Genomic DNA, 12,771 nt, shown 5'->3' on the forward strand with positions numbered 1-12,771 from the left:
GTACTCGATCAGTCGTGGGGACGACGGTAGAACGGCATGGGCACGACCACGAACGGTTCGGCCCGTCCGCGGACGTCGACGGCGAGCTCGGTGCCCTCCGCCGACACCTCCGGCGTCACGTACGCCATCGCGACCGGGTAGCCGAGCGTGGGCGACGGCGCCCCGGAGGTGACCTTGCCTACCACCGCTCCCGGGGTGGTGCCCTCGGCCCTCAGCACGACGTCGTAGTCGGCGCGCGCAGGGCGCCTGCCCTCACCGCGCAGCCCGACGAGCACGCGGGCCGGCGCCGACTCCTTGCGCGCGGCCAGGGCATCGCGGCCCACGAAGGGGAGCGGCGTACCGTCGTCGGACACCTTGTCGAGGCGCACCACGCGCCCCATCCCCGCCTCGAAGGGCGTGGTGGTGGTGTCGAGCTCGTGGCCGTAGAGCGGCATGCCGGCCTCGAGCCGCAGCGAGTCGCGCGCCGACAGGCCCGCCGGGACGAGGCCCAGCGGCTCGCCCGCCGCGAGCAGCGCGCGCCAGAGCGCGACGGCCTGGTCCGCCGGGACCCAGATCTCGAACCCGTCCTCGCCCGTGTATCCGGTGCGGCCAACGAGCACGGGGACGCCCTCGAAACGCATCCGCATGCAGGCGTAGTACTTGAGGTCGGCGAACGCGGTGCCGCCGGAGATCTCGGCGTCCTCGGCGAGCCCCGCCGTGGCGAGCATGGTCTCGACGGCTCGCGGGCCCTGTACCGCGATCAGCGCCTGGCCCGCCTGGACGTCCCTGAGCGCGACGTCGAAGCCGGTGGTGCGCTCCTGCAGCTTCGCGAGGACGAGCTCCGCGTTGGCCGCGTTCGCGATGACCGAGTACTCGCCGGGGGCGACGTGATAGACGATCAGGTCGTCGAGCACGCTGCCGTCCTCGGCGCAGATCATCGAGTAGCGCGCACCCATCTCGCGGACCTTGGAGATGTACCCGACGAGCGCATGGTCGAGGAACGTGGCGGCGTCGGGACCGGTCACGTTGATGTTGCCCATGTGCGACAGGTCGAAGAGGCCGGCGGCCTCGCGCACGGCGCGGTGCTCGGCCAGGTCGGACGTGTACCGCAGCGGCATGAGCCAGCCGCCGAACGGCGTCATCGAGGCGCCGAGCGCCACATGCTCGTCGAACAGCGGTGTCTTCCGGTCCTCACCCATGGATAGTTCCTCTCGTCTGCGAGTTGTCAGACATGCAGGTCACTCGGTGTGACCTCGGTGTCTGACACGTGCGGGGTCGTCTGACAGCTCACTCGGCGAACGCCTCGACCGGCGGGCACGAGCAGACCAGGTTGCGGTCGCCCTTGGCACCGTCGATGCGGCGCACCGGCGGCCAGTACTTCGTGGCCCGCAGGCTCGCCACGGGGAAGGCGGCAAGCTCGCGCGAGTAGGGCTTGGTCCACTCGTCCGTCAGGAGCGACGCCGCCGTGTGCGGCGCGTTGTGCAGCGGGTTGTCGTCGCGCGGCCACGTGCCCGCGCCGACGGCGTCGATCTCGCCGCGGATGGCGATCATCGCGGCGATGAAGCGGTCCAGCTCCGCCAGGTCCTCCGACTCGGTGGGCTCCACCATGAGGGTGCCGGGCACCGGGAACGCCAGGGTGGGCGCGTGGAAGCCGTAGTCCATGAGCCGCTTCGAGACGTCCTCCGCGGTCACGCCCGTCTCGGCGGTGATCTTGCGCAGGTCGAGGATGCACTCGTGCGCCACCAGCCCGTTCGGGCCCGTGTACAGCACGGGGAAGTACGGGTCGAGACGGCTCGCCACGTAGTTGGCGGTGAGGACGGCGGCCTTGGTCGCCTCGGTCAGCCCGTCCGGTCCCATGAGCGCGACGTAGGCGTAGGAGATCGGGAGGATGCCGGCGGAGCCGTACCGCGTCGAAGCCACGGGGATGCCCGCCGCGTTGTCGGCACCGCTGGTCGAGACCCCCGGCGTCGGGTCGCCGGGAAGGAACGGCACCAGGTGCTCCGCCACGGCTACCGGGCCGACGCCCGGGCCGCCGCCGCCGTGCGGGATGCAGAACGTCTTGTGCAGGTTCAGGTGCGAGACGTCGCCGCCGAACTCACCCGGCCGGGCGAGCCCCACCAGCGCGTTGAGGTTGGCGCCGTCGATGTACACCTGGCCGCCCGCGTCGTGCACCAGGTCGCAGACCTCGCGCACGTGCTCCTCGTAGACACCGTGCGTCGACGGGTACGTGATCATGATGCCCGCCACCTGGGGGCCGTGCTGGTCCAGCTTGGCGCGCAGGTCGTCGAGCAGGATCTCGCCGTCGTCCGCCGTCGACACCACCACGACCCGCAGGCCCGCGAGCGCCGCCGAGGCGGCGTTCGTGCCGTGGGCCGACGCCGGGATCAGCACGATGTCGCGCCCCTCCTCGCCGCGCGACGCGTGATAGCCCTTGATCGCGAGCAGGCCCGCGAACTCGCCCTGGCTGCCCGCGTTGGGCTGGAGGGACACGGCGGCGTAGCCGGTGATCTCGGCGAGCTGCTGCTCCAGCGCGTGGACGAGCTCCTCGTAGCCTTGGGTCTGGTCGACGGGTGCGTACGGGTGGATGTCCGCGAAGCCGGGCCAGGAGATGGCCTCCATCTCGGCGGTCGCGTTGAGCTTCATGGTGCAGGAGCCCAGCGGGATCATCGTGCGGTCGAGCGCAAGGTCCTTGTCGGAGAGCTTGCGCAGGTAGCGGAGCATGCTGGTCTCGGAGCGGTGCGTGTGGAAGATCGGGTGCGTCAGGTACGGCGTCGTCCTGGTGACCTCCGCGGAGAAGTCGGCGAACGCTCCCTGCACCTTGTTGGCTTCTGCGGTTGGCACCGGGTCCAGACCCAGGGTGGTGAGGATGGTGGTGGCGACCGTCGCGACGTGCGCCGGTGTCGTCGTCTCGTCCGTGCTGACCTGGACGTGGTCGGCGTCCGGGACGTAGAGGTTGTAGCCGGCGTCGGCCGCTGCCGCCGCGATCTCGAGGGCCTTGCCCGGAGTGTTCAGGCGGATGGTGTCGAAGAAGGTGTCGTGCTCGATCTCGACGCCCGCCGTGTGCAGGGTCTCCGCGAGGTCCGCTGCGTGCTGGTGGACGCGCTGGGCAATCGCCTTCAGACCGTCCGGGCCGTGGTAGACCGCGTACATGCTGGCCACGATGGCCAGCAGCGCCTGGGCCGTGCAGATGTTGCTCGTGGCCTTCTCGCGGCGGATGTGCTGCTCGCGGGTAGCCAGGGCGAGGCGGTAGCCGGGGGCGCCGTCGACGTCGATCGAGACACCGACGAGGCGGCCGGGGAGCTGCCGTTCCAGACCCTTCTTGACCGCCATGTAGGCGGCGTGCGGCCCGCCGTAGAAGAGGGGGACGCCGAAGCGCTGCGCGGAACCGACCGAGATGTCGGCGCCGAGCTCGCCAGGGCTGACCAGGAGCGTGAGGGCGAGCAGGTCGGTCGCGACGGTCACGAGCGCACCGGCCGCCTTGGCCTCGGCGATCACGCCGCGCGCGTCGAGCACGCGGCCCGATGCGCCGGTCTGCTGGACCACGAGGCCGACCAGCTCACCCGGCGGAAGCTCGGCCGGAAGTCCCGCGCGCAGGCCGTCGGTGAGATCGGCCACCACCACCGGAAGGCCGATCGCCTCGGCGCGACCGCGCGCCACCGCGAGCGACTGCCCGAACAGGTCGGCGTCGAGGACGACGTACCCCTCCTTGGCCCGCGACGCCCGCCACATCAGGGCGACGGCCTCTGCGACGGCGCTCGCCTCGTCAAGCAGGGAGGCGTTCGCGATCTCGAGCCCGGTGAGGTCCTCGACGGCGGTCTGGAAGTTGAGCAGCGCCTCGAGCCGGCCCTGGCTGATCTCCGGCTGGTAGGGCGTGTAGGCCGTGTACCAGGCGGGCGACTCGAGCACGTTCCGGCGGATGACGGCGGGCGTGTGCGTCCCGTAGAAGCCCTGGCCGATCATCTGGGTCTTGACCTGGTTCTTGCCGGCGAGCTCGCGCAGGTGGGCGAGCACCTCGGGCTCCGTGCGGGCGGCGGGCAGGTTCAGCGGCGCCTGGCTGCGGATCGCCTTGGGGACGGCCCGGTCGACGAGGGTGTCCATGGTGTCGATGCCGAGCTGGTCCAGCATGGTGCTGACCTCGCGGCCGCGAGGGCCGAGATGCCGGTCGGCGAAGACGTCGGGGTGGTAAGGCGTGCTCACGGCGGGCTCCTGGCTGTCCGGGGGCGTGGGGACGACTGCGGTCCCTCCCCGCTCTGTCATCCGACACCCTGCCCACCCGGGCGTGCGTCTACCTGAGAGTTTTGCCGGTCCGTCGTTCTCCGCCCGGAATCCGGGAGGAGGGCGGGACGCGCCGGCTTGCACCGTCGGTGGAGCCCTTCTGCCTGACGGCGGAGCGGCTCGCTTTCCAGAGTTGCCTCACCGTGGCGGTACGGGGGCCTGAGAGATTCCCGGGGAGGAAATTGCTCCTTCGGCGCCGGTTCTCCGGGTCCTCTCTGCCGGACGGCGGAGGGGCGCACCCGGCCGGACTCTCCCGTCACGGTTCTGGCGGCACGGTCCTGGTGATCGAGCTCGTCGAGGCCCGGGACCGTTGAAGATCTTCAGTTATGGGCTCATCGTAGCGGCGTGGACGGTCCCTCGGGACCTCGCGGCAGGCCTGCGCCGAGGTCGGCAGCCGACCTTGGGCCTCCCCTGGCTCCGGCTACCCCAGGTCGATCTCGCGTGCCGCCACGACCATTGCGTCAACGACCGCCCCCACCGCGGGTCCGGGCTCGTGCCGGTTCTGGCGGTGCCGCACCACCATGCGCCGCGAGCCGAGACCGGCGAGCGCCACCACGGCGACGCTGTCGGGTATCTCCTGCTGCAGGGCCAGCGCGGGCAGCATGGCGACGCCCTGGCCCGCGGCGACGAGCGAGATCGCCGTGTCGAAGTCGTTGTAGGCGTGGCGGGTCTCGAAGGCCGTGCCGAGCTGCGCGGCGAGACGACCGAGCGCGCGATCAGCGGCCGATCCGGCCTGTGGGCCCACCCACATGAGCCCCGCGAGGTCATCTATGCGCTCGGGCGCGGGCAGGCTGGTCGGCACGATGATCCGCCACGGTTCGTCGAGCAGGGGGACGTCATGGGCGCCGCGCGGGGCAGGGGCGTCGACGTCGACGTCGCGCTCCAGGACTATCGCGTCCAGGTCGCCGGCACGCAGGCGACGCGTCGCGTCCGGTGGGTCGTACTCCTGCACGTCCACCTCGATGTGCGGGTGGCGCTCGGCGAGCGAGACGAGCATCGGCGCGACCACCGTGCGGATGGCGGTCTGGATGGACCCGACGGACACCCGGCCCGTGAGCTCTCCGCCCAGGGCGGCGATGGCCTGGCGCGCCTGGACCATCTCCGCCTCGATGCTCTCCGCCGCATCGGCCAGCACCCGGCCGGCCGGTGTGAGAGTTACGCCACGAGGCCCACGGTCCAGCACGTCGACACCCTCCTCGGCCTCCAGGCGGGAGATCTGCTGCGAGACGGCGGAGGGCGTGACGTGCAAGAGGTCAGCGGCCGCGAGCACTCCGCCCGCGCGGTGCACGGCGAGGAGAAAAGCGAGTCTTCGCGGGTCGGTCGGCATGTAGCAATGCTACATCCCGGAGTCACGAACGTTCGATTGTGCTGAAGGCAAATCTGGCTCATGCTTGGTCGTGGCGGCGGTCGTGCCCAGTTCTCCCAGGCCCCGCGCCACACCCCCTGATGGACTCCGGCGCACGGACTCCTCGCCCTCTCGAATCGTTTCGATCCCTCTTCGGATCTCAAGTACCAGGAGTATTCGCCATGACCCTCATGATGGTTGCCACCGCTCTCGGCTGGGTTGGCGCGGTCGCCGGCCTCGTGGCCTACGCCATGGTCAGCCGCGGGCGTTGGAACGCCGACTCGTTCGCGTTCCAGGGCACCAACATGCTGGCCGGCGTGACCATGCTGACGGTCGCCGCGACGAACGGCGTCTGGCCGTCCGCCGCCGCGAACATCGCCGCCATCCTGATCGGCGTGCACGCGGTGACGACCATGCTCCGCGCGAAGAAGCGGAAGGCGCAGAGCGCACCGACCCTGACGGTCGTCGAGGACATCGCGCAGGACGACCGCGAGCCCGCGGCGCAGCCCGCCGTCAGCCACCGGGCGTACGCCGAGGCCGCCTGACCGTCCTTGTCTCCTGGGATCCGCCCCGAGGCCCGGCGCCGCGTGCGCCGGGCCTCGCGACGTCTTGCGGGTGGCGCCACATGTGGTGCGCTGTCGTGATGAACCCGCGCATCAACACGGTGGTGCTCGACACCACGGACGCCCGTGCCCTCGCCGAGTTCTACCGGCAGCTCTTCGGGCTCTCGTACCGCACCGGCGACGAGGCCCCGGCGACCGGACAACCCGACCCGAACGGCAGGGACTGGCTCGTCCTGCGGAACGACGACGGCGTGTCCCTCGCGTTCCAGCAGGTGGACGAGCTGCCGAGGTCGACGTGGCCGGAGCCCGACATCCCGCAGCAGCTCCACCTGGACACCACGGTGCCCGACGTCACCGCGCTCACCGAGGCGCGTGACCGCGCCCTCGCGCTCGGGGCCACCCTGCTGCTCGACCGGACGGACGACCCGGACGAACCGCTCTACGTCTTCGCGGACCCGATGGGCCACCCGTTCTGCGTCTTCGTCGGGTGACCGGATCGGCCGCTACCCAGCCGGCGGTGTGAACGACAGGTCCACCACGAGCGCCCGGTGGTCCGATACCCCGGTGTCCACCGCCCGGCCGACCGCTGCCGGCTGGCGGGCGTCCGCACCGGCGTCCCACAAGACGTGGTCGATCTGGAACCGGGGATCGTGCCGGGGAAAGGTGTCGTCGGTCGCGAGCGGACGCCAGCCCGTGCGATCGGCCGGTACCGACCCGCGGAGGTTGAAGTCCCCCAGCAGCACCAGCGGCCGGGGCAGCCCGGCGAGCCGACGCCGGAGGTGGTCGACCTGCCGTTCCGCATGCCGTTCCCCGGGTGTGCCGCTGCGGTATCCGGCCGTGCGCCGTGCGATCCCGGCCGCCCAGGTGACCGTGGGGAACCGGTACACGCTGAGGTGGGTGCACACGACGGTGAGCGGCCCCGACGGGGCGTCGATCTCGGCGGCGAGCGCCACCCGGGGCTCGTCCGTGCCGAGCTGGAGCCGGCCCCACACCCACGGGGTGGCGGGCGGCAGGAGCACTGTGTGCCAGCTCCGCACGGGGTACTTGGAGAGCAGCGCGATGCCGTAGCCGGGAACGTCCGGCCGTTCCGCGCGGCGGGCACGACGCCGGACGCCGGGATACCGGAACGGCCCGGCGAGCGCCGGCCGGAACCGGTGGTCGACGGCACCCATGGCCTCCGCGCAGAGCCGCGCCTGGTCCGCGCCACCGGACCGCGCCTGCCGCAGGTCGACCTCCTGCAGGCCGACGACGTCGGCGTCGAGCGCCGCGACCGCGTCGGCCAGTCGGTGGTTGTCGACACGGCCGTCGGGGCCGAGGCCGTGCTGGACGTTGAACGTGGCTATGCGCACGTCCCGATCTTGGGCCCAACCAGCTCGCTGCCGCTACCGCACCGCGGCCACGGCAGCTCGGCCGGCGTGCGTCAGAGATCCTCCGGCAGGACCGGTTTCTCCAGGAACTCGTCGATGGCCTCGCGGGTCGGGAACACCGTGACTCCGGGCCCCGAGAACAGGTGCACCAGGGAGTAGGCGATGTCTCGCACCGCGATGTTCGCCAGGTTCGAGGCCTGCCGCAGCAGGTCGAACGCCGCCTCCTCGTCGATGCCGTAGACCACCATGAGCACGCCCTTCGCCTGCTCGATGACCGCCCGGCGCTCGGCAGAGGCCTGGATGGACGCCGTCGCGTCGCGTGCCGCCGCCTCGCGGTGCGACTCGGTGACGTCGATGAAGTAGCCGAACAGCTCGGTCACCCGGCCCGTCGCAGGGTCGCGCCGGCCCTGGCCCGTGACGGCGAGCGTGCGGGTCTTGCCCTGGGCGTCGCGGATGCGGTGCACCGAGCTGAACGGCTGCCCGGTCTCCGCGGCCCGGCGCAGCAGGCCGTCGACCCGCGCTCGGTCGTCAGGGTGCTTGTGGGACAGCATCAGCGGCGTCGTCGGCACGATCTGGCCGGGCTCGAAGCCGTGCATCACGTACACCTCGTCCGACCATGCCCACTGGCCGGTCGCCAGCTCCAGCCGGTATCGACCGACGGGCGGGCGGGCGCCCCCTGCAAGCACTTGCTCCAGTGTCTCGTCGAGCGGTGGCTCGCTGGGAGTCGTTGGGGAGGTCACGACACTCCTTCCAGAACAGTTGCGCAGAACCGGTGCTCTGAGGGTACGGGATGTGCGACCCCTCAGGGCACGAGCGATCAGAAGGTGTGCAGGGGGTCCGCCGAGAGCGCGCCGGTGTTCTGACCAGGTTCGAGGACCTCGACGGTCCCGCGTTCGCCGTCCACCCGGAGCCGGTCACCGGTACGCAGCCGCATGGTCGCGTTGCCGCACCCGACGACGGCCGGGATGCCCAGCTCGCGGGCGACTATCGCGGCGTGCGAGAGGGGCGCGCCGACGTCGGTCACGACGGCCGCCGCACGTGGGAAGAGCGGCGTCCAGCCGACGTTGGTGACCGACGTGACCAGCACCTCACCGGCTCGCAGCGCGTCGCCGTCGTCCACGGTACCCACCACCCGGGCGACCCCCTCGACGACCCCCGCGGCGCCGGGGAAGCCCCTGACCCGGTCGTCGGGCGCGGTCTCCTGGCCGTGCTCGTCGAACACGTCGGTCCGCCGTGCCGGATCAGCCGCCCACCGGACCGGGTCGAACCGGCCCCGGATCACCGCCGGATAGGCGGGCAGGGCGCGGTACTGCTCGTACGTCGCCCGGCGGATCGTCACCCGCCTCTTGGTTGCTGAGGTCCCTGGTGTTCCCGGCCCCGCCGCGGAGTCGAGCACGTCGAGCAGCTCGTCGATCGTCAGGAAGAAGACGTCGTCGCCGAGGCCGGTGAGCTCGCCGGCGCACACCGCGAAGGTGCGCAGCGCCCAGAACGTTCGGACCACCTCGGACCGGGCACGCTCGCGGTCCCGTGCGGTGCGGGCCCACCGGTCGAGCTTGCCGCGGACGGCGCGCGCCCTGCGCGGCGAGCGGGCTTCCAGCCGTTCCCACGCACCGGCTCGCGCGCGCTCCTGCCTGGCGAGCAGCGCGTCGACGTCGGTCTCGGCCGCCGCGCGGAGCTGCCGGGCGAGCCAGTCGGGATCTTCTGCGGGGCGCGGGACCGAGACCTCGAACTCGTCGGCGCACCGGTGCCCGTAGCGGGCCACGTACGTCTCCTCGTCGAGCTCCCCGAGCGCCACCTTGCGCAGTCCGACGAGGGTCTCCATGCTCGCGAGCCCCTGCGGGCCGGCGGACAGGCCCGACGCGAGGAGCTCGGTGTCCGCGTCACCCACGAGGGGCCTCAGGTCCCGGCGCAGCGTCAGCAGACCGGCGCCGCCTCGCCGGCCCGCGCCACGCAGCACCCGTGACGACTCGACCAGGTACGGACCGAGCTCCGCGCGCCAGAACGACGCCAGCCGGCCGGCGTCGTCCACCGTGGCCGCGCGGTGCCGCAGGTTGATTCCGTCCTGCTCGGCGGTGCGAAGGAATCCCTCGACCGCCCGGACGTCCCGCACCAGAGAGCCGACGTTGCGCGCGACCATGGGCAGCAACCGCCCCACCAGCTCCCCGCGGCCCATGGGGATCACAGGGATCTCCACCTGGCCAGGCCTCCGCCCGAGGACCTCCTGGTGTGCGGCGTCGACGGTCTTCTGGATCCCGAGTGCGCGAGCGACAGTCTCGGTGGCGCTGAGGTTCAGGTAGAACCGGCCACCGATGTTGCCGTGCCCGGGGAACCCGAGGCCGGCGTCCGCCATCGCGTTCGCCATGAAGATCTGCATGAGGGACCAGGTCAGTGGCGTCATCACGCTCGGAAGCGCCTCGCCGAGGTTGGTGTTCGTCCACAGGTAGTCCCCGAGCAGGCTGTCGTTCCACACCTCGGTGACCGGCCGGCGGCCTGCGGCGCCCGTGACAGGTCGCGCCTGCAGGACGAACGGCCGGCCGTGACTCACCGCCCACTCGACGTCCACCGGCACCTCGTACAGCTCCTCGATGCGGACACCGATCGCGGCGAGGTCGGCGGCCTGCCCGTCGGTGAGCGACGGGCGACGCCGCAGCTCGTCCGGAACCGGCTCGTTCCGGGTCCCGTCGTCGGTCCGCACCGTGCGCACCTCCTTGTCGCTCACCGTGGCCCGGACGGCATCGCCCACCCGCGCCACCAGGAAGGTGTCGGGGTTGACCTGCCCGCCGACGACGGCCTCCCCCAGCCCCCACGCCGCGTTGATCACCACCCAGTCGCGCGATCCGGTCATCGGGTCGACGGTGAACAGGATGCCCGCGGCGTCAGCCAGGACCATCTGCTGCACCACCACCGCGAGACTCACCTCCTCGGCCGGGATGTCGTGCCTCGCGCGGTAGCCGATGGCACGCGCCGTCCACAGGGAGGCCCAGCAGTCCCGTACCGCGCGCAGCAGCGCCTCCTCGCCGCGGATGTTGAGGTACGAGTCCTGCTGGCCGGCGAACGACATGCCCGGCAGGTCCTCTGCCGTCGCCGAGGAGCGCACGGCGACGGCCGGGTCGCTCGCGCTGGGCCCGCTCCGGGCCTGGGCGCGCAGGCCCGAGTACCCGGCCCGGACGGCGTCGGCCACCGCCGTCGGGACCTCCAGGTCCGCGAACACCTCGGCGATGCGGGCGGCCGCGGCCTCGTGGGTCTCGGGCCGGTCCGGGTCCACCTGTGCCGTGGCCTCGACGATCGCCCGCTGCGGGGCGCCCACTACCGCCGCACCGTAGGCGCCGGTGGTGACGTGGAAGCCCTCGGGAACCGGTAGGCCGGCCGCAGCCAGGCAAGCCAGGGACGAGCCCTTGCCGCCGGCCGTCGCGAGGTCGGTGGCTGCAGGGTCGGCCAGGTCGAGCACGAACCGCTGCGGGACATCAGTGCTCACGGGGTTCTCCTTGGTCTGGGTCTAGCCTCACGCCGGGTGAACATCCTTCCAGCACAGAGGTCCGCCCCCACCAGACGGTCAGGCATGGACTCGCGTGAGAACCCATGCCTGACCATCTGGCGAAGGCGGACCTCTGTCCGTCGTCGGCCAGGAAGACCTAGTTGACCGTGATGGCCACCGTCGCCTGCGACGGAGCCTGCAGGGTGGTGCCCGCGTACTTCGCGATCCACGTGCCCGAGGTGCTCGTCAGCGCCGTCGTCGAGTACGTCCCGTTCGTGCCGGTGGTGACGGTCTTCTGGAGGGTCGCCCCTTCCGAGCCTGCCGGGTCGAAGTACAGACCGACCGACGTGTTGGGCGCCGGCTTGTCCGCGGCACCGCCGCCGCTCACGAGCTGAACCTTGCGCACCTCACCGCTGAGCGTGATGGTCTTCGGCCCGGTGAACGACGTCTCCGACGCCGCGAGGGTGGTGGTGCTCGCCCGCTTCACCACGATCGTCGTGACGGTGTCGTCCTGAACCAGGACGTCGTGCGTGCAGTTGCTGATGCCGCTCGCGGCATCGTTGGCGTCCCAGTCCGGTGCGGAACAGGCCTTCATCGCGTCCCGGATGCCGATGTCGTAGATGCCGGCAGGCATGGTCGGGTTGAAGGTGAGGTTCACGGCGCTGGTGCCGACACCGGCGTGCGTCATCTCGCGCTCGACGTGGTACCCGTCCGGGAAGCTGCCCTCGCCGCGGCGGCTGTCGGCGCTCACGAAGCCCGACTTGCCGCCGACGGTGAAGCCGAGGCTGCCGACGTCGACCCGCCGCGACACAGGGGCCAGGCCGACGACGACGTCGTGCGTCATCAGGTGGTCACCCGCGGTGTAGCCGTTCTGGGTAGCGCTGACCTGACCCTGGCGCAGCGTCGTGGTGCGCTCCCGCGACGAGTAGGTGATCGTCCACACCGTCTTCGCGCCCGCATCGGTCATCGGCATCTCGGCCCGCCACTTGCCGGACCCGACCGGCGTCCGGCGCGTCGTGAAGAAGCCCCGTGAGTCGGTGGTGAGGGTGGCCTGCAGCGTCTCCGGTGCGTCACCGGTCGGGTCGAAGTACACCTTCACCTGCTGACCGGTAGCCGGGTGGTACTCGCCGGTGCCCAGGCTCCGCATGTTCGCGGCGCCCGAGACCGAGATCGTGGAGCCGGCGGGCGCGCTCGACGGAGACGTCCAGATCGCTGGGATGTTCCGCTGCGCCCGGAACGGCACCAGGGCCGGGTTCTCGGTGCGGATCGGCACGTTGACCACACTGCCGTTGGACGTGGTGACCGCGATCTCCGCGGTCACGCTGACCTGATAGATGCCCGGCTTCGCGTCCGCGGACAGGGGCACCCTGGAGGTCCAGGTGTTCGCAGCGCTGGTAGCGGCGAACTGTGCGCCCACGAGCGTCCTGTCGTCCGGGTCGACCATCGTCATGCGCCCCGACCGCATCGATGCGGACGTGCCGTTGTGCGTGATGCTGAGCGTCCCGAGGATCGAGCCCTGCACCTCCGAACCCGGCGGCAGGGAGATCTTGGCGGTGACGACGACGTCCGCCACCCGCATGGTCATGGACTGGCTCTGCCCTGCGGAAGGTCCGGGCGAAGCCGCACCGTCAGGAGTCACGGCGCCGCTCGATGCAGCTACGCCGGTCATCATCAGTACCGCGCTGAGCGCCATGCTCAGCGGCACACGCATCTTGGTTCTCATCAGCCCAGGCCCCTCATCCCGGGGACGCGGACGCGTCCCGCCCC

At 71.6% G+C, this 12,771-nt stretch carries 9 protein-coding genes and 1 riboswitch; of the genes, 2 read left to right on the forward strand and 7 right to left on the reverse strand.

Features of this window, described 5'->3' with window-relative positions:
- Positions 1-8: 8 nt before the first annotated feature.
- The 3 genes from gcvT to ACFWE2_RS01265 all read right to left on the reverse strand — a co-directional run bounded on the left by gcvT (position 9) and on the right by ACFWE2_RS01265 (position 5,581).
- Positions 9-1,178 (reverse strand): glycine cleavage system aminomethyltransferase GcvT, encoded by a 1,170-nt coding sequence (gcvT, locus tag ACFWE2_RS01255; RefSeq protein WP_377222385.1) that lies wholly within the window; start codon positions 1,176-1,178, stop codon positions 9-11.
- An 88-nt stretch (positions 1,179-1,266) separates the two neighbouring features.
- Positions 1,267-4,236: an aminomethyl-transferring glycine dehydrogenase gene (gcvP, locus tag ACFWE2_RS01260; RefSeq protein WP_377222386.1), complete on the reverse strand. Its 2,970-nt coding sequence runs from the start codon at positions 4,234-4,236 to the stop codon at positions 1,267-1,269.
- A gap of 155 nt (positions 4,237-4,391) precedes the next feature.
- Positions 4,392-4,520: riboswitch (glycine riboswitch) on the reverse strand.
- 155 nt (positions 4,521-4,675) lie between these two features.
- A complete protein-coding gene (locus tag ACFWE2_RS01265; RefSeq protein WP_377222387.1) occupies positions 4,676-5,581 on the reverse strand; it encodes a LysR family transcriptional regulator in 906 nt (301 codons plus the stop codon).
- 200 nt (positions 5,582-5,781) lie between these two features.
- Between ACFWE2_RS01265 and ACFWE2_RS01270 the strand changes: the two genes are divergently transcribed.
- Together ACFWE2_RS01270 and ACFWE2_RS01275 are read left to right on the forward strand one after the other, a co-directional pair.
- Positions 5,782-6,144 carry a hypothetical protein gene (locus ACFWE2_RS01270; protein WP_377222388.1) on the forward strand — a complete coding sequence of 121 codons (363 nt, stop codon included), beginning with the start codon at positions 5,782-5,784 and terminating at the stop codon, positions 6,142-6,144.
- A 98-nt stretch (positions 6,145-6,242) separates the two neighbouring features.
- Positions 6,243-6,653 carry a VOC family protein gene (locus ACFWE2_RS01275; protein WP_377222389.1) on the forward strand — a complete coding sequence of 137 codons (411 nt, stop codon included), beginning with the start codon at positions 6,243-6,245 and terminating at the stop codon, positions 6,651-6,653.
- Positions 6,654-6,665: 12 nt separating this feature from the next.
- Here the strand turns inward: ACFWE2_RS01275 and ACFWE2_RS01280 are convergent, their stop codons facing one another.
- The 4 genes from ACFWE2_RS01280 to ACFWE2_RS01295 form a co-directional block, all read right to left on the reverse strand.
- Positions 6,666-7,511 carry an endonuclease/exonuclease/phosphatase family protein gene (locus tag ACFWE2_RS01280; RefSeq protein ID WP_377222390.1) on the reverse strand — a complete coding sequence of 282 codons (846 nt, stop codon included), beginning with the start codon at positions 7,509-7,511 and terminating at the stop codon, positions 6,666-6,668.
- 71 nt (positions 7,512-7,582) lie between these two features.
- On the reverse strand, positions 7,583-8,269 hold the full coding sequence (locus ACFWE2_RS01285; protein ID WP_377222391.1) for a PAS and ANTAR domain-containing protein: 687 nt from the start codon (positions 8,267-8,269) through the stop codon (positions 7,583-7,585).
- 77 nt (positions 8,270-8,346) lie between these two features.
- Positions 8,347-11,004 (reverse strand): PEP/pyruvate-binding domain-containing protein, encoded by a 2,658-nt coding sequence (locus ACFWE2_RS01290; RefSeq protein WP_377222392.1) that lies wholly within the window; start codon positions 11,002-11,004, stop codon positions 8,347-8,349.
- A gap of 157 nt (positions 11,005-11,161) precedes the next feature.
- On the reverse strand, positions 11,162-12,727 hold the full coding sequence (locus tag ACFWE2_RS01295) for a hypothetical protein (RefSeq protein ID WP_377222393.1): 1,566 nt from the start codon (positions 12,725-12,727) through the stop codon (positions 11,162-11,164).
- Positions 12,728-12,771: the final 44 nt, after the last annotated feature.

The organism is Promicromonospora sp. NPDC060271, assembly GCF_042726755.1.
In the GTDB taxonomy this organism is placed as follows: domain Bacteria; phylum Actinomycetota; class Actinomycetes; order Actinomycetales; family Cellulomonadaceae; genus Promicromonospora.